The sequence below is a fragment of the Sporosarcina sp. GW1-11 genome (genome assembly GCF_033088395.1).
In the GTDB taxonomy this organism is placed as follows: Bacteria; Bacillota; Bacilli; order Bacillales_A; family Planococcaceae; genus Sporosarcina.
The window spans coordinates 3,772-26,816 of sequence record NZ_JAPMIW010000014.1 but is presented as its reverse complement, the minus strand read 5'-3'; the positions used below and the strand labels follow the sequence as shown (position 1 = coordinate 26,816).

Here is a 23,045-nt window from a genome sequence, read left to right as displayed (position 1 = left end):
CATTGGCTAACGTGGATTTTTTTTGTTTTTAAACGATAGTAAACGTTTATATATTGCCGCCATTCTCGTTTCATCACCTGCTTCAACAGGTGAGTAGAATTTGGTGTCTACTAGACTATCAGGTAAATATTGCTGATCTGTCCAACCGCCAAATGAGCCAACAGGGGTGTTGTGAGGATACACATAGCCGCCATGCCCAAGTGCCGCGGCACCGCCATAATGTGTATCGCGTAAATGCATCGGAATTTCTCCTGTAGGATGATCATGGAGAGCTTTCGTTGCTGCATCAATCGCTTTATAAGCCGAGTTCGATTTCGAAGCTAAGCACATCTCCACCACTATTACAGACAGTGGAATACGCGCTTCTGGCATTCCTAAGCGCAGTGCTGCCTCCGTCGCCGCCACAACATGACTACCAACGTCTGGTGCCGCAAGTCCAATATCTTCATAACTCATGACGAGTAATCTTCTCGTAACGGCGGTCAAATCACCGATTTCAAGTAACTGCGCCAAATAGTACAATGCCGCATCCACATCACTGCCGCGTACACTTTTTTGAAGAGCGGATAATAAATTATAATGATGGGAGCCTTTTTTATCCCCTAGTAAAGACACTCTCGATAATAGTTGTGAAAGGAGAGCATCTTCTACGATAATCTTGCCATCTTCTTCATCACTCGCAGCGAGCAATGATTCAAGAAACGTCAGCGCTTTGCGGGCATCTCCATTGACACCTTCTGCAATTTTTTCTAGTTGTTGAGTCGTGATTGCAATGTCTTCCTGACCTAATCCTTTTTTCGAATCCTTCAAAGTTCGCTCGAGCAAATCAAGTAAATCTTTCGGTTGCAATCGTTTCAACTGTACGATTTCACCGCAGCGCGAACGAATCGCTGGATTGACATCATGGAAAGGATTTTCTGTCGTGGCCCCAATAAGTACAATGGAGCCGCTTTCTACATGTGGCAATAGCGTATCTTGCTGTAATTTATTGAACCGATGAATTTCGTCCAAAAATAATAATACTTTACCAGTCATCCGTGCTTCTTTAACGACATCTTCAACATCTTTCTTGCCGGCAACCGTCGCATTAAGCGCGATGAATGGTAGTTTTGAAGTACCTGCAATGGCGTACGCGAGAGACGTTTTACCGATTCCAGGTTCACCATATAATAAAAGAGACGGGACATGCCCATTCGTAATCATTCGATATAAAGGAGTATTTTTGCCGATGACGTGTTCTTGTCCAATCACTTCATCGATCGTTTCAGGCCGCATGCGGAAGGCCAAAGGTTCGTTATGCATCTACATCATTCCTCCGTACATTTGTTCCTTTAGTATAACGTAAAATATGATTGAAGTCATTTCGAAGAATACGATCAAAAATTATGCTATACTAATTTCAGCAATTTCAGTAAAGGACGATGCCAAAATGAAAATTTCCACTAAAGGTCGATATGGACTAACAGTGATTGTAGAATTAGGACGAAAATACGGAGAAGGTCCAGTACCTTTGCGTAAAATCGCAGAAGAACAAAATTTATCCGAAGCCTATTTGGAACAATTAATACCACCGCTTCGAAATAGCGGATTAGTAAAAAGTGTCCGTGGAGCATATGGCGGCTATAAATTAGCAAAAAATCCTTCAGAAATTACAGCTGGAGATATTATCCGATTACTAGAAGGTCCGATCCAGATCGTAGAAGGACTCGATGACGAAGATATTCCACAACGCGAATTATGGAAGCGAATCGGTGATGCCATTCGTGGCGTTCTAGATCACACTACGATTGAAGATTTAATTGACTTTGATGATTCATCTGCTCCAGATGAATACATGTTCTATATTTAAAGGAGTTTGCATAATGAGACAAGCAATCTATTTAGACTATGCTGCTACGACACCTATGCACCCTGTTGTTCTAAAACGTTTTGCGGAAGCTTTGCATGACACGTACGGTAATCCGTCAAGCACACATCAAGCAGGCAGGGAAGCGAAGAAATTACTTGAACAAGCGCGCACTTCACTCGCGCGTTCAATCGGTGCTTCACCCAATGAAATCATCCTCACTTCTGGAGGAACAGAAGCGGATAATTTGGCTATTTTCGGTACCGCAAACGCTATGCATGAGCAGGGCCGACATATTATCACGACAGAAATTGAACATCACGCGGTATTAAATCCGTGTAAACAACTTGAGTCACAAGGCTATGAAGTAACCTATTTGAAACCAAACCAAACAGGTGCTATTTCAGCTGAACAAGTAGCAAACGCATTGACAGACGAAACGATTCTCGTATCGGTGATGTATGGCAATAATGAAGTGGGGACAATCCAGCCGATCGTCGAAATAGGAAAATTACTGCAATCCCACCAAGCGATTTTCCATACCGATGCCGTGCAAGCGTATGGTACGGCAATAATTAATGTAGACGAGCTACAAGTGGATTTGCTGTCTGTCTCCGCCCATAAATTGAACGGACCAAACGGCATCGGCTTTTTATATGAACGTAGCGGTACTAAGCTTCCCTCACAAATCATTGGCGGCGCACAAGAGAAAAAGCGTCGTGCAGGTACAGAAAATGTTCCCGCTACGATCGCGTTTGCAGAGGCAGTGGAAATTGCAGAGCAAACGAAAGAAGAAAACACAAGTCTTTATCAAACGTATCAAGAGCGAATGCAAGAAATTTTCCAACAACATCAAATTGCCTTTAAACCGACAGTCCCAGCAGACATTCCGGTATTGCCGCATATTTTCCATGTGTCCTTTCCTGGAGCAGATGTAGAAACACTATTGATGGGCTTAGATATCGAAGGCGTAGCGGTTTCTAGTGGGTCTGCTTGTACAGCAGGCTCTTTTGAACCTTCACATGTTGTGACTGCGATGTTTGGAACCGAATCAGATAATGCGAGAAATTCCATTCGCATAAGTTTTGGTTATGGACTTGATTTGTCAATGGTAGAAGAAGCGGCAAAACGAATCGCCACGGTAATTAAACGACTAGTGAAATGAATCAGTAAAGGATGAAGTAAACATGACAACGAAAAAAGCACCCGCGGATACACGTGTAGTCATTGGAATGTCTGGCGGAGTCGACTCTTCGGTTGCGGCATTACTATTAAAACAACAAGGCTATGAAGTTATCGGGATTTTCATGAAAAATTGGGATGACACAGATGAATCTGGTCATTGTACAGCGACGGAGGATTTTGAGGATGTTCGAAGTGTCTGCGATCAAATTGGTATTCCGTATTACTCTGTAAACTTTGAAAAGCAGTATTGGGATAAAGTATTCACGTATTTCTTAGAGGAATACAAAGCAGGACGCACGCCTAATCCCGACGTTATGTGCAATAAAGAAATTAAGTTCAAAGCGTTCCTTGAACACGCAAAAAGTTTAGGTGCCGACTATTTAGCGACTGGTCATTATGCGCAGGTCGTTGAACGTGAAGACGGTGTAGCTATGCTTCGTGGCGTCGATACTAATAAAGACCAAACCTATTTCTTAAATCAATTAACACAGGAACAATTACAGCAAGTGATGTTCCCTCTAGGGCACTTAGAAAAAAGTAGTGTTAGACAACTCGCTGAAGCGGCTGGACTTGCAACGGCTAAGAAAAAAGACTCCACAGGGATTTGCTTCATCGGGGAACGGAACTTTAAAGAATTCCTCGGTGAATATTTACCTGCACGTCCCGGTGAAATGCAGACGATGGACGGTAAAGTGATGGGTAAGCATGACGGGCTCATGTATCATACAATTGGACAACGTCACGGACTTGGAATCGGTGGAGCGGGTGAGCCGTGGTTTGCGGTAGGTAAAGATTTAAAACGTAACGTCTTGCTAGTAGAGCAAGGTTTTTATCATGACGCACTGTTTTCCACGAGCTTACATGCGACAGGGATGAATATATGTACAACGAAAAAATTACCAGAGTCGTTTTCGTGCACAGCGAAATTCCGTTATCGCCAGCCGGATACAAAAGTGACGGTGCAATTGATTTGCGACAAAGCGATCGTGACATTCGATGAGCCTGTTCGCGCAGTTACGCCAGGACAAGCGGTCGTCTTGTATGACGGTGAAGAATGTTTAGGTGGCGGAACGATTGACGAAGTATTTAAAGACGGCAATAAACTGACATATGTAGGATGAGGGGGCAACAACATGTCGATTCACAAAGACGCCATTTCAGAAATGCAACAAGGTAATTATGAAAAAGCGATCGAGTTATTTATGAAAGCGGTCGAAGAAAATCCAGATGATGCAACAGGCTTTATAAATATCGGTAATATTTTCGCATCACTTGGAGATGCTGAACAAGCAGAACCATTTTTCCAAAAGGCACTGACACTAGACAAAAATGCGGGTACAGCGTTTTACGGACTAGCAAATCTTTATTACAATCAGGAACGATTTGAAGAAGCTGCAAAACTCTATGAAAAAGCGATGCAGACTGGATTAGAATCTGCAGACGTCTACTTCATGCTCGGTAAAAGTATCGAACAAGCAGGTAATGATCGCCTAGCACTACCATATTTGCAGCGTGCAGTAGAGTTAAGTGAAAATGATCACGAAATTGCATTATCTTACGGTATTTTATTGGCGAAAATGGAATTGTTTGAACAAGCACAACCGGTCTTTGAAGCAATTTTACAGGCGCAACCTGAACATGCAGATGCTCACTATAATTTAGGGGTATTATTTGCGGTGTCTACGGAAGATCAAGTACGCGCATTATCTCATTTAAAACAAGCGTACACGATTGAACCCGAACATACGCAAGCGCGTTATTTATATGACATGATAACAATCGGCACCGAGCAAGGCGAATAATGGAAAGGAGGATTCCTAGATGAACGAATCAGAACAATATCTAATCGGTCGAGCGGTCGTGACGATTTTTCATAATGCGACGAATTTATTTTCTATCGTTAAATTAAAAGTCACGTCCACAAATACAGATTATAAAGAACGAGAGATTGTCATCAAAGGGTCCTTTCCACCATTGCAGGCGGAAGAAGAGTATAAATTTACTGGTCGCTTAGTGAATCATCCCGTTCATGGACAACAATTCGATGTGCAGACGTTTGCTAAAGAGTTACCGGCAACTGAAGCAGGACTCATCCATTACTTATCAGGGGACTTATTTCCGGGGATCGGACAGAAGACAGCTAGTGATATTGTCAAAACACTCGGTAATAATGTAATTCAGAAAATACTAGAGGACCGATCCGTACTTGATACAATCCCTCGCCTGTCAGAAGAACGAAAAGACACGTTAGTTTCCGTATTGCAAGAAAATTTAGGGCTTGAACGGACAATGGTTCAGCTCAATGAATGGGGATTTGGTCCGCAAATTGCGATGCGTATTTATCAAGCGTATCAAGACGATTCGATTACGATCTTAACGGATAATCCGTATCGATTAATTCAGGAAATCGAGGGAATTGGTTTTCAGAGAGCGGATGATTTAGCGAAACAATTAGGCCTCGTAGGCGATCATCCCGCGCGTATTAAAGCAGCTGTTTATTACAGCGTACATAATGAAGTGCAGTCTTCAGGTCATGTGTATTTGGAAGCGGAGGCTATTCTGCCACAAGCGAAGCAATTGCTAGAATCGAGCCAGCCGCATAGTGTTTCATATGATTCAATTTCACAAGCGGTAATTGAATTGGTAGAAGAAGGAGCGCTGTCTGCTGAGATGCAACGCATATACATTCCTTCTCTTTACTATTCAGAAATCGGTATTGCAACGAAAGTGAATAAGATTTTAGAACATGAAGTCGCTTCGCAATTTCCCGCATCTGAGATTCGAAAAGCTATTGGCGAAATTGAGGAACGTTTGGAAGTAGAGTATGCAGAAACACAAGTGGAAGCAATTGAGCGTGCACTTCATTCTTCGATGCTTGTGCTAACAGGTGGTCCGGGTACAGGGAAGACAACGGTTATTCGAGGACTAGTTGAAGTGTATGCAGAGCTTCATGGTGTATCGCTAGATCTTGAAGAATACGCACGTAAGAAAGAACCGTTTCCGATTATTTTAGCAGCACCGACTGGGCGTGCAGCGAAGCGAATGTCAGAAGCTACAGGCTTGCCTGCTATGACAATCCATCGTTTGCTCGGATTTACGGGTCAGGAAGAGGAAGAAACAGAGCGCGAGGTAGAAGGTAATTTAATTATTATCGATGAAACGTCGATGGTTGATACGTGGCTCATGCATCAGCTGTTAAAAGCAGTGCGTGATGATGCGCAAGTTTTATTTGTTGGCGACCAAGATCAGCTTCCTTCTGTCGGACCAGGCCAAGTGTTGCATGACTTCATGCAGTCGGGGAAAATCCCGGTCGTAGAACTGACCGATATTTTCCGTCAAAGTGAAGGCTCTACGATTATTGAAATGGCACATATGATAAAACAAAAGACGTGGTCGATGGATGTCACAAAAAAAACCTCCGATCGCTCATTTATCCGGGCATCTGGAGATCAAATTTTACCGGCAGTTAAACAAATTATTGAAAATGCTACGTCGAAAGGCCATTCTATTAAAGACATCCAAGTGCTAGCACCGATGTATAGGGGACCTGCTGGCATTGACGGATTAAATAAAATGATTCAAGAAATCACGAATCCTCCGGCACCAGGCAGAAAAGAAATGACGTTCGGCGAAGTTACCTATCGTATCGGTGACAAAGTGTTGCAACTAGTCAATCAACCGGAAAGCAACGTCTTTAACGGAGATATGGGCGAAGTTATCGCGATTATCTTAGCGAAAGAAACAGTTGATAAAAAAGCATTGCTTGTCGTGTCGTATGACGGCAATGAAGTGCAATACGAACGCGGTGATTTAAATCAAATTACGTTGGCGTATTGCTGTTCAATCCATAAGTCGCAAGGTAGTGAATTTCCTATTGTTGTTATGCCAATCGTTAGAAGCCAGCGGAAAATGCTTCGTCGTAATCTTCTATACACAGGGATCACGCGAGCGAAAAACTTCTTAATCCTATGTGGGGAAGCTGAAGAATTTAAAGCAGGCATCGAGCGTACAGATGAAACAGAACGTCAGACAACTTTAAAAGAGCGGATTGCCGGTTCGATGGAGCAGGTTGAAGCGCTAGTTGAGCCGAAAACAACTGTGCAGCCTAAGCAAACTCAAACAATAGAACCGACTGTAGAAACAGGCCCAGCGAAGTTAACGATGGACAATTTCGCCACAATCGATCCGATGGTCGGCATGGCGAATTTGACACCATTCGACTTTATAGGTGAGACTAATTGACAAAGCACTAGAACTTTCCTATAATTCGTTTAAGAAATAATGAAAACGTTGAAGGAAAAAGTACTCCTGTATTCAGTGTAAAGAAATGGGCTTCTAGGCTGAAAAAGCTCACGTGTGAAACAAGAGGAACGCTAATCCTAAGTGCAGCTAATCCCTGCCGTTTTTGCCGCGTTAAGGCAACTCGAGATACCGCGATTTTTGTGGTAATTAGGGTGGTACCGCGATCAATGAACCTTCGCCCCTTCATACAAGGGGTGGAGTTTTTTTAATTTTAGGAGGAACAGACGATGAAAAAACTAACGGCATCTGAAATTCGCCAACTATTTTTAGACTATTTTAAAGAGCATGGACATAGTGTAGAACCATCAGCAGCTTTAGTGCCTGTTGATGACGCGTCTTTACTATGGATTAACAGTGGTGTCGCAACACTAAAGAAATACTTTGACGGACGAGTGATTCCTGACAATCCACGGATTGCGAATGCACAAAAATCGATTCGTACAAACGACATCGAAAACGTCGGCTACACAGCGCGTCACCATACGTTTTTTGAAATGCTTGGAAACTTTTCCATTGGCGATTACTTCAAAGAAGAAGCGATCGTTCGCGCATGGGACTTTTTAACAAATGATAAATGGATAGGTTTTGATCCGGAATTATTATCGGTAACGATTCATCCTGAAGATGAGGAAGCATATGCAATTTGGAGAGGCCGTATCGGTATTCCAGCAGAGCGGATAATCCGTCTCGAAGGAAACTTCTGGGATATCGGTGAAGGTCCAAGTGGTCCGAACTCTGAAATCTTCTATGATCGAGGCCCGAGCTATGGTGATGATTTCTCAGATCCAGAATTATATCCGGGTGGAGAAAATGACCGGTACTTGGAAATTTGGAACTTAGTATTCTCTGAGTTCAACCATAATCCTGACCACACGTACACGCCACTTCCTAAGAAAAACATCGATACAGGAATGGGTCTAGAACGTATGGCATCTGTCATCCAAGACGTACCAACAAATTTCGATACGGATCTATTCATACCAATCATCGAAGCTGTGGAAAATGTTTCGGGTAGAAAATATGGGGAAACAACAGAAGCAGATACCGCATTCAAAGTTATCGTCGATCATATCCGTACAGTAGCGTTCGCAATCGGTGACGGTGCTCTACCGTCCAATGAAGGCCGCGGTTATGTACTGCGCCGTCTACTAAGAAGAGCGGTTCGTTTTGCGAAACAATTAGGCATCGACAAGCCATTCATGTACATGCTCGTACCGATTGTTGGAGATATTATGAAAGATTTCTATCCAGAAGTACATGAAAAGCAAGCATTCATTATGAAAGTAGTGAAAAACGAAGAAGATCGTTTCCACGAAACATTGCATGACGGCATGGCGATTCTTTCTACTATTCTTCAAAAAGCAAAAGCATCAGAGGTGCCAATTGTGTCAGGCAGTGATGCATTTAAACTATATGATACGTACGGATTCCCATTTGAATTAACAGAGGAATTTGCACTTGAAGAGAACGTAGCGGTAGATCGTATCGGATTCGATGAAGAAATGGCTACACAGCGTAACCGTGCACGCGCAGCGAGAGCCACTACCGACTCTATGCATATCCAGTCTGGCGTGTTAGGCGAAATTCATGAACCTAGTGAATTCATTGGCTATCAGCAGTTAGAGACAGACGCAACAGTAAGCGTGTTATTACAAGACGGTCAGCGAATCTCTCATGCTGCGGAAGGTCAAACAGTACAAGTTATTCTTGACCAAACACCTTTCTACGCAGAAAGTGGCGGTCAAATTGCAGATAAAGGAACATTGACAAATGAAGCATTCATTGCGGAAGTTCAAGATGTTAAAAAAGCTCCAAACGGCCAAAATTTGCATACCGTATTTATCAGTTCTGGTGAAATAAATGAAAATGCTGCTGTTAAAGCTAAAGTGGACGAGTATTCACGTAACTTAACGGTCAAAAACCATACAGCTACTCATTTATTGCATCGTGCACTAAAGGATGTATTAGGAGAACATGTAAACCAAGCAGGTTCGTACGTAGGGCCTGATCGCTTACGTTTTGACTTCTCACACTTTGGACAAGTGACAAAAGAGGAATTAGAGCGCATCGAATATCAAGTGAATGAACAAATTTGGGCAAGTACACCAGTTACTACAACACTAGCACCAATTGCAGAAGCGAAAGAAATGGGCGCAATGGCATTATTCGGTGAAAAGTATGGAGATATCGTTCGTGTAGTGAAGGTTGGCGACTATTCGATCGAACTTTGTGGTGGCTGTCACGTCAACAATACAGCAGACATCAATATCTTTAAAATAGTTTCTGAGTCTGGTATCGGAGCTGGAACGCGCCGTATTGAAGCTTTCACTGGTGGACAAGCATTCCGCTCATTCAAAGAAGATCAATTGGTTATAGAGCAAGTTGCAGCTACAGCGAAAGCAACACCGAAAACAGTGATCACAAAAGTTGAATCTATTTTGTCGGACTATAAAGAACTTCAGCGTGAAAATGAATCACTGCAAGCAAAAATGGGGAATAGCCAATTGGCAGACGTTATGGCTTCCGCACAACAAATAGCAGACGTCACAGTGATCTCGGCAAATGTCGAAGTAAAAGACAATAATGGTTTACGTCAACTAATCGATGAACTGAAGCAAAAAACAGCTAAAGGCGTTATTGTATTAGGTGCAGTTACAGACGGTAAAGTCATGCTGGCTGCTGGTGTAACGAGTGATTTGAAAGACAGCAACTACCACGCAGGCAAGATTGTCAGCCACGTTGCTTCACTTTGTGAAGGAAAAGGCGGCGGCCGTCCAGACATGGCGATGGCGGGTGCGAAAGACGCATCTAAACTTGATGATGCGCTACAATCCGTGTATGATTATGTCAAATCTGTTTAACTGAAATCGGTCAAACATATAACGGAAATCGGAAAGCGGGGTGTCGAGTATGAATTCATCCGACGAAACGATGAAATTCAACTTTCCTGAAGAGTCGATGGAAGAAGAAGTCAAATCGGTCATGCTCCACGTATATAAATCATTAGAAGAAAAAGGCTATAACCCGATCAACCAGATCGTTGGCTATTTATTATCCGGAGATCCGGCTTATATTCCACGTCATGAAGATGCTCGCAATCAAATACGCAAATTAGAACGTGACGAAATTCTAGAAGAATTAGTGAAGTTCTACATCCGTGAGAATAGAGGCAAAACAGAATGAGAATTATGGGATTGGACGTCGGTACGAAAACAGTCGGCGTCGCAATTAGCGATAGTTTCGGTTGGACTGCTCAAGGTATCGAAACGATCAAAATTGACGAAGCAGCAGGTCTTTTTGGTTTGGAGCGAATCGCAGAGTTAACAAAAGAGTATGAGGTGCAAGAATTCGTCGTCGGTTATCCTAAAAACATGAACAATACAATTGGTCCAAGAGGACAAGCTTCCGAACAATACGCTGACAAGTTGCGTAAACAGTTTGATTCTCCTGTGATTTTGTGGGACGAGCGTTTGACGACGATGGCTGCTGAACGTGTCTTGATCGAAGCGGATGTTAGTCGTAAAAAGCGTAAATCCGTTATCGATAAAATGGCAGCTAGCATGATTTTGCAAGGGTATTTGGATTCAAAAAAAAACTAGAGGTGATTTAGAATGGAACACGGACAAGAAACGATGACAATTGTAGACGAGAATGGCGAAGAGCATGTATGTGAAGTAATTTTAACGTTTGATTCAAAGGAATATGAAAGATCGTATGTACTATATCATGTTTTAGACGGCGAACAAGTGGACGATGATGAGGATGTTGAAATCCACGCGGCAGCTTTTATCCCGACAGAAGAAGGTCAAGATGGCGGTTCATTACTGGAAATTGAATCGGACGAAGAATGGGACATTATCGAAGAAGTACTAAATACGTTCCTTGAAGAAGAAGACGAGTAAAAGAATGTGACGGACGGAATGGTGCGCACCGTTCCGTCTTTTTCACTTACTTTAGTAGCCGTAGAAAAAGAGGTGAGGGTTATGGAAAAGGAACCCAAAAGAAAAAAGGAAGTCATGTTTGAACGCATGTTGGAACAAAAGAAAGAAGTGAGAACTGTTCGTAAAATCGTACTTTGGATCGTCTCTATAGTACTTGTTATAGGATTAATAGGTGGCTTCTCTATTTATACATACATAAAAGGTGCGCTTGAACCAATGGATCCCGATTCAAAGAAAACTATCGAAGTGGAAATTCCTATTGGCTCGGGTTTAGATAGTATTTCTGAAACCCTTGAAAAAAAAGGCCTTATTAAAGATGCTCGAATTTTCAAGTATTATGCAAAAGTAAATAATGAAGCAGATTTCCAAGCGGGAACCTATGGCTTATCGCAATCTATGACGCCAGATGAATTGATTAAGAGTTTAAAAACAGGTGTAGTATATAGAACACCTTCGTTTACACTAACTATTCCCGAGGGCTTGACACTAGATCAAATCGCGAAAAGAACAAGTGATAAAACAACGATTACAGAAAAAGAATTTATGGATTATGTAACAAATGAAGAGACTATTCAAGGCTATATGGCAAAATACCCTGAAGTAATCACGGATGAGATTTTAGCTGAAAATATCCGTTATGCACTTGAAGGCTATCTATTCCCGGCTACGTATCCTTTTTATGAAGAAGAGCCGACAGTAAAACAAGTCGTGGATACTATGGTTGATGCAACTGTGCAAAACATGATACCTTACCAGGGGTATTGGACTAAAAAAGAAAAGTCTGCTCACTGGTTGTTGACGTTTGCTTCCTTACTTGAAAAAGAAGCAACGAGTAAAGCAGATCGTGAGACAATTGCGAGTGTCTTCAATAACCGAATTGAACAAGGTATGCCTTTACAGACCGATCCAACCGTTTTGTATGCGCTTGGTAAACATAAAAATCGTGTTTTGAATGAAGATTTGAAAGTGGAAAATGCCTATAATACGTATCAAAATAAAGGTCTGCCACCAGGCCCTATCGCAAATACAGGATCTGCATCTATACAAGCGGTCGTTGAACCATCGACGACAAGTTATTTGTTTTTCTTAGCAGATAAAGACGGAATCAATCACTTTGCGAAGACGTATGACGAGCATTTGAAAAACAAAGCAAAGTATATTGACAGCCAGCATAAATAATACGAATTCCTTAAAGGAGAAGTCTAGATGACCGACTACAACGCCTATATTAGCGGCTTTTCGAAACCGAAAGAGCCGCTCATCTTGGAAATGGAGCTATATGCAGCAGAACACCGCGTGCCGATTATGGATGATACGGGCTTGCATACGTTAATAGGCTTGCTACAAATACAGCAGCCTCAACGTATCCTGGAAATCGGTAGCGCCATAGGCTATTCAGGCATTCGTTTAGCGCTAGCCTTTCCGCAAGCCATCATTTATACGATTGAACGTGATACAGACCGCTACGAGCAAGCTGTGCAGTATATTGAACGAAGTGGATTGAATGATCGTATCCATATTATTCATGCGGATGCGTTGGAATTTGACGAAACGACGTTACTTGAGCAATCATTCGATGCATTATTCATCGATGCGGCAAAAGGACAGTACTTGAAATTCTTTGAGAAATACAGCCCGCTAGTTAGGCAAACAGGTGTAATTTATTGTGATAATATGTTTATGCATGGTATGGTGCTGTTGTCTGATAATGAACTTCCAAAACGTAATCGAACAATGATCCGTAATTTGAAGAAATTCACAAGCTGGGCAATGGAACATGAGCAGTATGAAACATCACTCGTACCAATTGGTGATGGAATTTTGATTGCGGTTAAAAAGTAGGCAACAAAGGGGAATAGCTGTGAAGAATAAACCAGTTGTGATCGGTATTACAGGTGGCTCGGGCTCCGGTAAGACTAGTGTCACGAAAAAGATTCATGAAGTATTCCAAGGCCACTCCGTTGTCGTCATCGAACAAGATGATTACTACAAAGATCAGTCCGACAAGTCATTTGAGGAAAGATTGCAGACAAACTATGATCATCCATTAGCTTTCGATACGGATTTGTTGATTGAACACATTCATCAGCTACTTAACAGGCAGTCGATTCAAAAGCCGACATATGATTATACAATGCATACACGGTCTGAGGAAACAGAAGTCGTTGAGTCGCAGGACGTCATTATTTTGGAAGGAATTTTGGTCCTAGAAGATGAACGTTTACGTGGTTTAATGGATATTAAATTATTCGTTGATACGGATTCAGATATTCGAATCATTCGAAGAATCCTACGTGATATCAATGATCGAGGACGTACGGTAGATTCAGTCATCGAGCAATATTTATCAGTTGTACGCCCGATGCATAATCAATTTATCGAACCGACCAAAAAATATGCTGATATAATTATTCCTGAAGGCGGAGAGAATGCCGTTGCCATCGACTTGATGGTTACGAAAATAAAAACAATTCTTGCGTCTGCTGACGAAGTGTAATATGATGATGACATAATTTTAACTAAATTCAGCAAAAGTCCGTCTATGTCACATAGTTGTTGTTTGTGAGGCATAGTATTTTTTATGAACAGAAATTTGAGGAGTGTTGGTAAATGGTTTCAGAAAAGAAATTCCCAATGACAGTAGCTGGGAAGCAAAAGCTAGAAGAAGAATTAGAGCATTTGAAAACGGTTAAACGTAAAGAAGTAGTAGAGCGTATTAAAATCGCACGTAGCTATGGCGACCTTTCGGAAAACTCCGAGTATGATTCAGCAAAAGAAGATCAAGCATTCGTTGAAGGTAAAATTTCTTCATTGGAATCTATGATCCGCAATGCGGTGATCATTACGGAAGACGAACTTAATACTGATGAAGTGCAGTTGGGTAAGACTGTAACGTTTAAGGAATTACCGAATGGTGACGAAGAGACGTATACGATTGTCGGTTCCGCTGAAGCAAACCCGATAGAAGGTTTGATTTCAAATGATTCACCAATCGCTAAAGGGTTAATGGGACGTAAAACAGGCGATAAAGTTAAGATCCAAACTCCCGGTGGTGAAATGTCAGTTGAAGTGCTCGAGATAAAATGACAAACGTACCGTCTTCTCTAAGTAGAAGACGGTATTGCTTTATTTTGCTTTATAAAAACTTTCAATTGGACAAGCGTACTAGATTTATATTAAAGGAGATGTCAGTATGGCAGATCGAGATCCTAACCTTTCCAGGACTTCACGTAAAAAGGGAAACAAAGCCACAACTGTCAATAAAACATTAAATATGTTGATTGGCGTTGTCATTCTACTAATTCTTATTGTCGGCATTACATTCGTTCTAGGTGATGATAAAGAAGAAGCGAAAATAAATCAGCAAACAGAATCGCAACAAGCAGAACAAGCACCGATTGAACCAATCTTCGTTGAAGAAGATGAAGGCACGGAAGATCTTGCATCAGCTGAAGAAAAAAGTGATGCACAAACTAAAGAAGAACCAGTAGTGGAGCCAGTAACGCCTGAAGAAGAGCCAGTGATAGAAGAAAAACCGCAACCAGTGGTTAAGCCAGAACCAAAGCCAGAACCAAAGCCAGAACCAAAGCCAGAACCAAAGCCAGAACCAAAACCAGAACCAAAGCCAGAACCGAAACCAGAACCAAAGCCAGAACCAAAACCAGAAAAGAAAGAACAAGTGAAAAAATCAATAGTGGACCCAAACTGGAAGCCAATAGGTACGAAGCAAACAGGACAGCATACTTCGAAATACGATGGTACATCAGCGGACTGGAATGAAAAGAAAAAGGCTATCTCATATGCTACTGGGAAAGCTGAACAAGATTTAATTTATTTGCGTATACAAAACGGTGGAAGTCCACAAAAATCAGAAGGTATCGTCACAACTCGCGATTACTCTAAGAAATACAAAGTATACCTTGAGTGGGTTGACGGTCAAGGTTGGAAACCAGTTAAAATGGATGTAATGAAATAATTGGCAGTAAACGATAATAGATAAGTGTGAGTAAAATAGACAAAGTAATCCCCTCACACTTGACCTATACATCATTAGTCTCGAACAACGATCATCGAAGGAGAGGGAACAAATGAAAATCGCTATAGTAGGTGCAATGGAAGAAGAAGTTGAAATACTACGCAGAGAAATCGGCCTGGGAAAGATTACGACAATTGGTAATTGTGAATTTATCGAAGGGAAAGTAGGTAAGCATCAAGTCATCGTTACTAAAAGTGGCATCGGTAAAGTGAATGCTGCCATGGCTACAACGATTTTATTACAAAACTACAAACCGGACGTAGTATTAAACACAGGTTCTGCTGGCGGTACACATCCCGATTTAGAAGTAGGAACAGTCGTTATTTCGGATTATGTTCTCCATCACGACGTCGACGTTACGGCATTTGGTTACGAATTAGGTCAAGTACCACAGCTACCTGCTAGTTTCCCATCAGATCCACATTTAATCAGCTTAGCTAGAGAAGCAGTTGTGGAATTGGATACATATGAACATGCGGTAGGAAGCATTGCTTCAGCAGATACTTTTATGGCAGATCCGCAAAAGGTTATGGAAGTGAAAGAGAAGTTCCCACGCGTCATCGCAGTAGAAATGGAAGCTGCGGCAGTTGCACAAGTGTGTTACCAGTTCAACACAAAATGCGTCGTTATTCGTGCATTATCAGACATCGCTGGTAAAGAATCTACAGTTAGCTTTGACGAGTTTTTACCACTCGCTGCTAAACACTCGTCACAGATTGTTTTGCGCGTCATCTCGAAACTTTAATTGTTCTATGGTAAAATCAATAAGTAGACGATGTAACTGAACGTTTCAATGAAAGGAGGGGCAACCAATGGGATTCCTAATGGGTGGAGTTTTTCTAGTAGCGACTATATTGTCAGCAGTAATTTTACGTGAGGTCAAAGCGGACTAACAATCAAAACAAAGCGTTTCCGATGAGCGATGGGTTTGGGCCCGGGCTACTTAATCGGAAACGCTTTTTTCATTTGTAAGTGGTAGACGTCATGTTTAGCCTCAAAAGTAGTTAAGAGACTAGCAATAAAGGCGTACTTGGCTTTTACTGATAGCTAGTAGATTTACTGATACTCATGCTTAAAAGACTGATACAATTTTACAATTGCTCGTTTTTCAATGCGTGATACATAACTTCTTGAAATGTTTAATTGCTCAGCAATCTCTTTTTGCGTCATCGGCTGATCATCGAGTAACCCGTAACGTCTTTGGATGATTTCGAGTTCACGAGAATCGAGCTTGCTCAAATGCTTATAGAGGCGCTCTTTTTGTTCGTTCTGTTCTACGGTTGTTTGGGGAGGTATATCATCTGTTTGGAGTAGGTCTGCGATTTCTAACGATTGGCCGTCTTTGTCGAGGCCGATCGGTTCATAGAGGGAGACATCTTTTTGCACCTTTTTTTGTGTGCGTAAATACATCAGAATTTCATTTTCGATACAACGTGCAGCATACGTCGCAAGCTTCGTTTTGCGATCAGGTGTAAAGCTGTTGATGGCCTTCATCAGGCCGATGGCGCCAATTGAAATATAGTCATCCAACAGCTCGTGCTTTGGCTGGAACTTCTTGACGATGTGTGCGACTAGACGCATATTATGCTCAATCAGCTCGTCACGTGCACTTTCATCACCTTCTGCTAAGCGTCTCAAGCATTCCGCTTCTTCCGCTTTAGACAGTGGGCGAAGGAACGCTTGCCCCCTGATATAGCCGATTAACGCGGGGATCTCTAACCATAATTGCATGAGGGCCATGAAAAACCCGCCCATGTAACCACCTCCGTTTGTTAGTACATTACCCTATGCAAAAAGATAGGCATCTAGCACTTTGGAAGAAAAGCGATGAAATTAGTCATAGTAGTGCGTGCATAAACCTCAACTATGTTATAATCAGACAAGAATTTGTTGTAGGGCGGAGAGGATAATGTGTTAAAACAATTTTTGCCGAGTGCCTATGTAAAATCAGTTTTTGATATTAAGCCAGAAACACTTGTGGAAAATGGCATCAAAGGAATCATTACCGATTTGGATAATACACTCGTTGAATGGGATCGGGCCGATGCCACAGAAGATATCATGGCTTGGTTTGAAACGCTGCGCGCTGCGGACTTGCAAATTACGGTTGTTTCTAATAATAATATAGAACGCGTGCGTCACTTTTGTGATCCATTAGGTATTCCATATATTTGCGAAGCTAGAAAACCATTAAAAAGAGCATTTCATCAGGCAATAGCTACATTGGGTTTGCCTAAAGAAGAAATCGTGATGATTGGTGATCAGTTATTGACAGACGTCTTAGGAGCTAATCGAGTCGGTTTACAGGTAATATTAGTCGTTCCTGTAGCAAGTTCCGATGCACCGATTACGAAATTCAACCGTGCGATTGAACGCAGAATTATGGCGAGATTTAAAAGAAAAGGGTTAATTACGTGGGAGGACTAAATTTGGAATTAATCAAATGTATTGGATGCGGTATTGCAATCCAAACGACAGATAAAACAGCAGAAGGCTATGCGCCTCCTGCGTCTTTGGAAAAAGAGGATGTTATTTGTCAGCGTTGCTTTAAGTTACGTAACTATAATGAACTACAGCCAGTGTCCTTATCAGGAGACGATTTTTTAGCGATTCTAAATGGAATTGGTGAGAAGGATGGTTTGATCGTCAAAGTCGTCGATATTTTTGACTTTAACGGTAGCTGGATCAACGGGCTACATCGCTTTGTTGGAAAAAAAGATATTTTATTAATTGGTAATAAATCTGATATTCTTCCGAAAGCGATTAATCCGCAACGTGTCAGGAACTGGATGAAGACGGAAGCTGCGAAACTCGGATTGAAGCCAATCGACGTGCTTCTCGTCTCCGCAGTAAAAGGCACAGGCATGACAGAAGCACTCGATGCCATTGAGACGTACCGCAAAGGGAAAGACGTCTATGTGGTTGGCTGTACGAACGTAGGGAAGTCTACATTCATCAACCGCATTATCAAAAACGCGACGGGCATGGAAAATATTATTACGACTTCTTATTTCCCTGGTACTACGTTAGATGTAGTGGAGATTCCGTTAGATGATGGGAAATCGTTAATAGATACACCGGGAATCATCAACGATCACCAAATTGCACATGATCTGGATGCACAAGATTTGAAGTTGATCACACCAAAAAAAGAGCTTAAGCCGAAAGTTTATCAGCTGAATGCTGAGCAAACGATATTTATCTCAGGTCTCGCTCGTTTTGACTTCATCCAAGGTGATCGCTCGTCATTTAACTTCTATGTGGCGAACAGCTTAATGCTTCATCGCACGAAGTTGGAAAACGCGGATGATCTATATGAGAAACATCTAGGGGATATGCTGTCGCCACCAAGTCCGGCATCACTTGAAAAGCTACCAGCACTTGTTCGTCATGAGTTTTCTATCAAGCAAGCGAAGACGGATGTAGTTATTTCAGGCCTTGGCTGGATCACGATTCAGCACGCCAATGTAAAAGTGGCGGTACACGCTCCTAAAGGTGTCAATGTTGAAATTAGACCTTCACTTATTTAAGTGGTTGCAGGAGGAGAATTGCGATGAAAAAGTGGTATGCTGTGTTAGGCGATCCAATCGCACAATCGATGTCGCCTGTTATGCATGACCAATGGTTTCTTGAAAATGAATGGCACGCGAGCTATTTACCAATTCATGTGACACCAGAAAAGCTCGAACAAGCGATTGAAAGTTTACGTATGCTCGGCTGTAGTGGTTGGAATGTGACGGTGCCGCATAAGCAAGCGATTATCCCTTATTTAGATGAAGTAGATGAAGCGGCTATGCATATGAATGCGGTGAACACAGTCTATCAAACGACTGATGGTAAACTCATCGGAACGAATACGGATGGTACAGGCTTCGTCAAGTCATTGCAGGAGTTCGCGGGCAATCACGTACGTGGTCCGGTGTTGATGATTGGTGCAGGTGGAGCAGCAAGGGGAATTGCATTCGCATTGCAGTCGGCAGGCTACGGTCCGCTTTATTTTACGAATCGTACGACTTCCAAAGCAGCGGAACTTGCTTCTGAAATGCAAAATGCGCACGTGTTATCTGTTGAAGAAGCTGAACAAAGAATGGGCGAGTTCGATGTAGTTGTCCAGACGACTTCAGTCGGTATGAACTTCGCGCAAGCAGGCATGCCGCTTGATCCAAAGGGGATAAAAAAAGGCGCTGTTGTGGCGGATATTATTTATAACCCGTTGGAGACGGAATTTTTACAAGTGGCAAGACAAGCGGGTGCTCTGACGATGAACGGTGTAGGTATGTTCGTACATCAAGGAGCATTGGCATTTGAAAAATGGACAAGCATCTATCCAGACACAAAAAAGATGATTGAGATGATTACAATGAAAGTGGGAGGGTAAACATGTTAACAAGTAAACAAAAAAGTTTTTTACGCAGTGAAGCGCATCATCTAGACCCAATCTTTCAAATTGGAAAAAGTGGGTTGACTGACGCGATTTTAGCACAAATTGATGAAGCACTCGAAGCGCGTGAATTATTGAAAGTGAGTGTTCTTCAAAACTGTGAAGAAGATAAAAAAGAAATTGCTGAAAAAATTGGCGCACATAAACAAATTGAAGTAGTACAAGTAATCGGTAACGTGATTGTAGTCTACAGAGAATCAACAGAAAAGAAGCGTATCCAATTACCATAAGGAGAATCAGATGAAACGAATCGGCATATTAGGCGGGACATTTAATCCGCCACATACCGGACATTTACTGATTGCTAACGAAGTGCGCCATGAATGTGGGTTAGATGAAGTGTGGCTCATGCCGACTGCGATTCCACCACATAAGACTACATCTGGAGATGCGACGGCAGAGCAACGCCTAACGATGGTTAAATTGGCCGTTGATGACATTGAAGGATTGCGTGCCTCAGCTTTTGAAATTGAACGTGGCGGTGTATCATATACATTCGATACGATGTCTCAATTGGTTAAAGAAGAGCCGGAAGTCGAATTTTACTTTATTATCGGCGGTGATATGATTGATCTGTTACCATCATGGTATCGGATTGAAGACTTGCTGAAAATCATTACGTTTATCGGTGTTAGACGTCCGGGTGCCACGAATACTTCTGAACTACCAATCCAACTAGTAGAAACACCACAGCTTGATTTATCATCTACTTTGATTCGACAGCGCTTTTTGAATGGAGGTACAGTCCAACTGTTGCTTCCACCAGCTGTCGAGGCATACATTCGAGAGGAGAGATTATATGAATCTTCAAGACGTTCGAAATGATCTAGAGCAACGTTTACCGAAAGAGCGATATGAGCATGTTATTCGTATGACGGAAACTGCAAAGGAATTAGCTGAAAAAGTGGGTGTATCTGTTGAAAAGGCCGAGATTGCAGGTCTATTCCACGATTATGCCAAGTTTATGGATAAAAAAGAATTACTCGAATTATTACAGCGCGATGACGAGTATGAATTGTATTCGCAATATCATTCGGAGCTCTGGCATGCACCGGTTGGGGCATTACTAGCAAAAGAAAAATATGGCGTAGAAGATGAAGATATTTTGCAAGCGATTCGTTATCATACGACAGGCCGTGCAGGTATGAGTGATTTAGAAAAAATAATCTATATTGCAGATCTAATCGAGCCAGGTAGAAAATTCCCAGGTGTTGCAGATTTACGCCAGCGTATCGAGGGCGAATCACTCGAAGATCAAATGACGGAGTGTATCCAGCATACATTTAAATTTTTGGTACATCAGTATGCTGTGATTTTTCCGAATTCATTTGATTGCTATAACGAACACGTACGTAGAAGAAAGGAACAGTGAAATATGCCAACATTATTGGAATTAGCGTATCAGGCAGTTGATAGTAAGAAAGCAGAAGACATCGTTGTATTGAATATGGAGGGCATCTCACTGATTGCTGATCAATTTATCATTTGTCACGCAAACTCAGAACGTCAAGTACAAGCGATTGCTCGTGAAGTTGCAGACCAAGCAGCAAAAGAAGGGTTTACAGTGAAGCGCATGGAAGGTTTTGACGCAGGACGTTGGGTTCTAATCGATCTTCTTGATGTAGTCGTTCACGTCTTCCACAGAGATGAGCGTGGTTTCTATAACTTAGAGAAATTATGGGGAGACGCACCGTTATTAGACGTGGCGAATGAACAATGAGCTCTTCTTACAAAGAGTTCGCCCATATTTATGATGAATTAATGAATGATATCCCGTATGACGCCTATGTCGAGTTTCTCGAGTTGGCGTCTGCTGGCGTTATAGGGAAAAAAGTCTTGGATATTGGTTGCGGCACAGGCTTGCTTTCGGCAATGCTTGCAAAACGAGGCGCCCATGTCACAGGTGTCGATTTATCTGCTGATATGCTTGAAGTTGCGGCTGATCGGGCGAAGTCACTTGGACTTGCAATTGACTTCATAGAGCAACCGATGCAGCGATTAGAAGTGGAAGGAATGTATGATGCGGCAGTCATTTCAATTGATTCGCTGAATTACGTTATGAAACAATCGGAAGTGGGAGAAACTTTCCGTCGCGTGTACAAAGCGCTTGCCAAGGGTGGCGTACTGCTTTTTGACGTGCATTCCTTATTTAAAATGGATGAGATTTTCTTGGAAGGTCCGTTTGTCTTTGATAATCGTCGGATTACGTATGTATGGCAGACGGTACCTGGCGAAATGGATCATTCGATTTATTCGGAGTTAGCATTTTTTGTGCGTCAGGAAAATGGCTCGTACAGACGATTTGACGAAGTACATATACAACGTTCGTTTGCTGTTTCGGATTATATTGAAATGCTCAATGAAGCAGGTTTTCAAATTGAGAGAATCTTCGCGGATTGGGAAGACGAACCACCGGAAGAAGAAAGTGAGAGGATATTCTTTCAAGTGCGCAAATAGTCCTTTTCAAGAATGAAACAATCGGGTATAATTAGGGAGACTCCATACGGTGCTGAAAGAAAGGGTTGTTGACTATCCGTTCGTTCTTTACCGAAAAATGGCGTAAATTCATCATTCCTATTGCAGCAATCGCTGTACTTTCCATCGTTTTGTTCTTTCCCCGAGAACCATCGGATCCACTATCCGAAAAACATGGACAATCCCTATTTGAACCGATAGAAACACTACAAGATATACAAGAAGTCGAAGCGCCTGTGGAACTCGTCGCAGAAGCTGTATCGGTCGCTATTCTCGTAGATGTCAAAGGAGCTGTAAAACACCCTGGACTCTATTCGATGCGAGAAGGTGACCGACTATTAGATGCGGTTGATCAAGCAGGTGGCTATACAGAACAAGCGGATACGCGGCTTTTGAATCACGCACTGCGATTGACAGATGAATCTGTCATCTATGTACCGATTATGGGTGAAGAGCCACCGACGTTTGAGAAGCCAGTTGCTAGTGGATCTACTGATAGCGCGACGACAAAGGTCAATATAAATTCAGCCAGTGAAAGCGACTTTCAAACCTTGCCAGGTATTGGTCCGTCAAAAGCGATGGCCATTGTACAATATAGAGAAGAACATGGGGCTTTTTCACAACTAGACGATTTAAAAAGTGTCTCTGGAATTGGCGACAAAACATTTGAAAAACTAGCATCATTTATAACACTTAATTGATGGAGGCGACCGTATGGAGCGAATTACTTGGGATCAGTTCTTCATGGCGCAAAGCCATCTACTGGCGATGCGTAGCACGTGTACGCGTTTGTCTGTCGGTTCTATTTTAGTGCGCGAT

At 42.1% G+C, this 23,045-nt stretch carries 26 protein-coding genes and 1 pseudogene; 25 read left to right on the top strand and 2 right to left on the bottom strand.

The annotated features are described in order from the left end of the window. Window positions 1-6: 6 nt before the first annotated feature. The gene (locus ORD22_RS10070; RefSeq protein ID WP_317645833.1) at window positions 7-1,302 is read right to left on the bottom strand and encodes a replication-associated recombination protein A; all 1,296 of its coding nucleotides are present in this window, start codon (window positions 1,300-1,302) and stop codon (window positions 7-9) included. A 127-nt stretch (window positions 1,303-1,429) separates the two neighbouring features. On the opposite strand from ORD22_RS10070, the gene cymR reads away from it, so the two are divergent. The 15 genes from cymR to mtnN all read left to right on the top strand — a co-directional run bounded on the left by cymR (window position 1,430) and on the right by mtnN (window position 16,055). Further along, window positions 1,430-1,849 (top strand): cysteine metabolism transcriptional regulator CymR, encoded by a 420-nt coding sequence (cymR, locus tag ORD22_RS10065; protein ID WP_317645832.1) that lies wholly within the window; start codon window positions 1,430-1,432, stop codon window positions 1,847-1,849. Window positions 1,850-1,862: 13 nt separating this feature from the next. After that, the gene (locus tag ORD22_RS10060; protein ID WP_317645831.1) at window positions 1,863-3,011 is read left to right on the top strand and encodes a cysteine desulfurase family protein; all 1,149 of its coding nucleotides are present in this window, start codon (window positions 1,863-1,865) and stop codon (window positions 3,009-3,011) included. A gap of 22 nt (window positions 3,012-3,033) precedes the next feature. After that, window positions 3,034-4,152, top strand: coding sequence for a tRNA 2-thiouridine(34) synthase MnmA (mnmA, locus tag ORD22_RS10055; protein WP_411567643.1), 1,119 nt, complete (start codon window positions 3,034-3,036; stop codon window positions 4,150-4,152). A 12-nt stretch (window positions 4,153-4,164) separates the two neighbouring features. Then, the gene (locus ORD22_RS10050) at window positions 4,165-4,833 is read left to right on the top strand and encodes a tetratricopeptide repeat protein (RefSeq protein ID WP_317645830.1); all 669 of its coding nucleotides are present in this window, start codon (window positions 4,165-4,167) and stop codon (window positions 4,831-4,833) included. A gap of 19 nt (window positions 4,834-4,852) precedes the next feature. Further along, on the top strand, window positions 4,853-7,273 hold the full coding sequence (recD2, locus tag ORD22_RS10045) for an SF1B family DNA helicase RecD2 (protein ID WP_317645829.1): 2,421 nt from the start codon (window positions 4,853-4,855) through the stop codon (window positions 7,271-7,273). Window positions 7,274-7,560: 287 nt separating this feature from the next. Next, the gene (gene alaS, locus ORD22_RS10040) at window positions 7,561-10,194 is read left to right on the top strand and encodes an alanine--tRNA ligase (RefSeq protein ID WP_317645828.1); all 2,634 of its coding nucleotides are present in this window, start codon (window positions 7,561-7,563) and stop codon (window positions 10,192-10,194) included. A 49-nt stretch (window positions 10,195-10,243) separates the two neighbouring features. Then, entirely contained in the window at window positions 10,244-10,516 is a 273-nt protein-coding gene (locus ORD22_RS10035) for an IreB family regulatory phosphoprotein (RefSeq protein ID WP_317645827.1), read from the top strand. Continuing rightward, the gene (ruvX, locus tag ORD22_RS10030; RefSeq protein WP_317645826.1) at window positions 10,513-10,932 is read left to right on the top strand and encodes a Holliday junction resolvase RuvX; all 420 of its coding nucleotides are present in this window, start codon (window positions 10,513-10,515) and stop codon (window positions 10,930-10,932) included. Before ORD22_RS10035 ends, ruvX begins: the two co-directional genes overlap by 4 nt. A gap of 12 nt (window positions 10,933-10,944) precedes the next feature. Next, on the top strand, window positions 10,945-11,235 hold the full coding sequence (locus ORD22_RS10025; RefSeq protein ID WP_317645825.1) for a DUF1292 domain-containing protein: 291 nt from the start codon (window positions 10,945-10,947) through the stop codon (window positions 11,233-11,235). A gap of 81 nt (window positions 11,236-11,316) precedes the next feature. Beyond that, on the top strand, window positions 11,317-12,453 hold the full coding sequence (gene mltG / locus ORD22_RS10020; protein WP_317645823.1) for an endolytic transglycosylase MltG: 1,137 nt from the start codon (window positions 11,317-11,319) through the stop codon (window positions 12,451-12,453). Between the two features lie 27 nt (window positions 12,454-12,480). Then, complete coding sequence (locus ORD22_RS10015; protein ID WP_317645822.1) at window positions 12,481-13,116, top strand: O-methyltransferase; 636 nt, start codon at window positions 12,481-12,483, stop codon at window positions 13,114-13,116. Between the two features lie 19 nt (window positions 13,117-13,135). Continuing rightward, complete coding sequence (gene udk, locus ORD22_RS10010; RefSeq protein ID WP_317645821.1) at window positions 13,136-13,771, top strand: uridine kinase; 636 nt, start codon at window positions 13,136-13,138, stop codon at window positions 13,769-13,771. Between the two features lie 113 nt (window positions 13,772-13,884). After that, window positions 13,885-14,361, top strand: a complete 477-nt coding sequence (greA, locus tag ORD22_RS10005; protein ID WP_317645820.1) for a transcription elongation factor GreA — start codon at window positions 13,885-13,887, stop codon at window positions 14,359-14,361. Window positions 14,362-14,467: 106 nt separating this feature from the next. Continuing rightward, window positions 14,468-15,250, top strand: a complete 783-nt coding sequence (locus ORD22_RS10000) for a DUF1510 family protein (protein ID WP_317645819.1) — start codon at window positions 14,468-14,470, stop codon at window positions 15,248-15,250. A gap of 112 nt (window positions 15,251-15,362) precedes the next feature. Beyond that, window positions 15,363-16,055, top strand: coding sequence for a 5'-methylthioadenosine/S-adenosylhomocysteine nucleosidase (mtnN, locus tag ORD22_RS09995; protein WP_317645818.1), 693 nt, complete (start codon window positions 15,363-15,365; stop codon window positions 16,053-16,055). 311 nt (window positions 16,056-16,366) lie between these two features. On the opposite strand, the gene sigK is transcribed toward mtnN, so the two are convergent. Continuing rightward, on the bottom strand, window positions 16,367-17,065 hold the full coding sequence (gene sigK, locus ORD22_RS09990; RefSeq protein WP_317645817.1) for an RNA polymerase sporulation sigma factor SigK: 699 nt from the start codon (window positions 17,063-17,065) through the stop codon (window positions 16,367-16,369). A gap of 156 nt (window positions 17,066-17,221) precedes the next feature. On the opposite strand from sigK, the gene ORD22_RS09985 reads away from it, so the two are divergent. From ORD22_RS09985 to ORD22_RS09940, 10 genes and pseudogenes are all read left to right on the top strand, one after another. Then, on the top strand, window positions 17,222-17,737 hold the full coding sequence (locus tag ORD22_RS09985) for a YqeG family HAD IIIA-type phosphatase (protein ID WP_317645816.1): 516 nt from the start codon (window positions 17,222-17,224) through the stop codon (window positions 17,735-17,737). 2 nt (window positions 17,738-17,739) lie between these two features. Then, window positions 17,740-18,840: a ribosome biogenesis GTPase YqeH gene (gene yqeH, locus ORD22_RS09980; RefSeq protein WP_317645815.1), complete on the top strand. Its 1,101-nt coding sequence runs from the start codon at window positions 17,740-17,742 to the stop codon at window positions 18,838-18,840. A gap of 23 nt (window positions 18,841-18,863) precedes the next feature. Next, window positions 18,864-19,688: a shikimate dehydrogenase gene (gene aroE, locus ORD22_RS09975; protein WP_317645814.1), complete on the top strand. Its 825-nt coding sequence runs from the start codon at window positions 18,864-18,866 to the stop codon at window positions 19,686-19,688. Window positions 19,689-19,690: 2 nt separating this feature from the next. Next, the gene (yhbY, locus tag ORD22_RS09970; RefSeq protein WP_317645813.1) at window positions 19,691-19,981 is read left to right on the top strand and encodes a ribosome assembly RNA-binding protein YhbY; all 291 of its coding nucleotides are present in this window, start codon (window positions 19,691-19,693) and stop codon (window positions 19,979-19,981) included. Between the two features lie 10 nt (window positions 19,982-19,991). Then, window positions 19,992-20,576, top strand: a complete 585-nt coding sequence (locus ORD22_RS09965) for a nicotinate-nucleotide adenylyltransferase (protein ID WP_317645812.1) — start codon at window positions 19,992-19,994, stop codon at window positions 20,574-20,576. After that, the gene (yqeK, locus tag ORD22_RS09960; RefSeq protein ID WP_317645811.1) at window positions 20,551-21,123 is read left to right on the top strand and encodes a bis(5'-nucleosyl)-tetraphosphatase (symmetrical) YqeK; all 573 of its coding nucleotides are present in this window, start codon (window positions 20,551-20,553) and stop codon (window positions 21,121-21,123) included. The genes ORD22_RS09965 and yqeK overlap by 26 nt, the downstream gene beginning before the upstream one ends. 3 nt (window positions 21,124-21,126) lie before the next feature. Next, window positions 21,127-21,471, top strand: a complete 345-nt coding sequence (gene rsfS, locus ORD22_RS09955) for a ribosome silencing factor (protein ID WP_317645810.1) — start codon at window positions 21,127-21,129, stop codon at window positions 21,469-21,471. After that, complete coding sequence (locus ORD22_RS09950) at window positions 21,468-22,208, top strand: class I SAM-dependent DNA methyltransferase (protein ID WP_317645809.1); 741 nt, start codon at window positions 21,468-21,470, stop codon at window positions 22,206-22,208. Before rsfS ends, ORD22_RS09950 begins: the two co-directional genes overlap by 4 nt. Before the next feature lie 68 nt (window positions 22,209-22,276). Then, complete coding sequence (locus tag ORD22_RS09945) at window positions 22,277-22,927, top strand: helix-hairpin-helix domain-containing protein (protein WP_317645808.1); 651 nt, start codon at window positions 22,277-22,279, stop codon at window positions 22,925-22,927. Between the two features lie 13 nt (window positions 22,928-22,940). Next, window positions 22,941-23,045: pseudogene (locus ORD22_RS09940) on the top strand (ComE operon protein 2); the annotation flags it as partial.

Excerpts from the sequence above, each read along its gene's own strand:
- ORD22_RS10070 (WP_317645833.1), bottom strand. The coding sequence starts at position 1,302 with ATGCATAACGAACCTTTGGCCTTCCGCATGCGGCCTGAAACGATCGAT.
- cymR (WP_317645832.1), top strand. The coding sequence starts at position 1,430 with ATGAAAATTTCCACTAAAGGTCGATATGGACTAACAGTGATTGTAGAA.
- ORD22_RS10060 (WP_317645831.1), top strand. The coding sequence starts at position 1,863 with ATGAGACAAGCAATCTATTTAGACTATGCTGCTACGACACCTATGCAC.
- mnmA (WP_411567643.1), top strand. The coding sequence starts at position 3,034 with ATGACAACGAAAAAAGCACCCGCGGATACACGTGTAGTCATTGGAATG.
- ORD22_RS10050 (WP_317645830.1), top strand. The coding sequence starts at position 4,165 with ATGTCGATTCACAAAGACGCCATTTCAGAAATGCAACAAGGTAATTAT.
- recD2 (WP_317645829.1), top strand. The coding sequence starts at position 4,853 with ATGAACGAATCAGAACAATATCTAATCGGTCGAGCGGTCGTGACGATT.
- alaS (WP_317645828.1), top strand. The coding sequence starts at position 7,561 with ATGAAAAAACTAACGGCATCTGAAATTCGCCAACTATTTTTAGACTAT.
- ORD22_RS10035 (WP_317645827.1), top strand. The coding sequence starts at position 10,244 with ATGAATTCATCCGACGAAACGATGAAATTCAACTTTCCTGAAGAGTCG.
- ruvX (WP_317645826.1), top strand. The coding sequence starts at position 10,513 with ATGAGAATTATGGGATTGGACGTCGGTACGAAAACAGTCGGCGTCGCA.
- ORD22_RS10025 (WP_317645825.1), top strand. The coding sequence starts at position 10,945 with ATGGAACACGGACAAGAAACGATGACAATTGTAGACGAGAATGGCGAA.
- mltG (WP_317645823.1), top strand. The coding sequence starts at position 11,317 with ATGGAAAAGGAACCCAAAAGAAAAAAGGAAGTCATGTTTGAACGCATG.
- ORD22_RS10015 (WP_317645822.1), top strand. The coding sequence starts at position 12,481 with ATGACCGACTACAACGCCTATATTAGCGGCTTTTCGAAACCGAAAGAG.
- greA (WP_317645820.1), top strand. The coding sequence starts at position 13,885 with ATGGTTTCAGAAAAGAAATTCCCAATGACAGTAGCTGGGAAGCAAAAG.
- ORD22_RS10000 (WP_317645819.1), top strand. The coding sequence starts at position 14,468 with ATGGCAGATCGAGATCCTAACCTTTCCAGGACTTCACGTAAAAAGGGA.
- mtnN (WP_317645818.1), top strand. The coding sequence starts at position 15,363 with ATGAAAATCGCTATAGTAGGTGCAATGGAAGAAGAAGTTGAAATACTA.
- sigK (WP_317645817.1), bottom strand. The coding sequence starts at position 17,065 with ATGGGCGGGTTTTTCATGGCCCTCATGCAATTATGGTTAGAGATCCCC.
- aroE (WP_317645814.1), top strand. The coding sequence starts at position 18,864 with ATGAAAAAGTGGTATGCTGTGTTAGGCGATCCAATCGCACAATCGATG.
- yhbY (WP_317645813.1), top strand. The coding sequence starts at position 19,691 with ATGTTAACAAGTAAACAAAAAAGTTTTTTACGCAGTGAAGCGCATCAT.
- ORD22_RS09965 (WP_317645812.1), top strand. The coding sequence starts at position 19,992 with ATGAAACGAATCGGCATATTAGGCGGGACATTTAATCCGCCACATACC.
- yqeK (WP_317645811.1), top strand. The coding sequence starts at position 20,551 with ATGAATCTTCAAGACGTTCGAAATGATCTAGAGCAACGTTTACCGAAA.
- rsfS (WP_317645810.1), top strand. The coding sequence starts at position 21,127 with ATGCCAACATTATTGGAATTAGCGTATCAGGCAGTTGATAGTAAGAAA.
- ORD22_RS09950 (WP_317645809.1), top strand. The coding sequence starts at position 21,468 with ATGAGCTCTTCTTACAAAGAGTTCGCCCATATTTATGATGAATTAATG.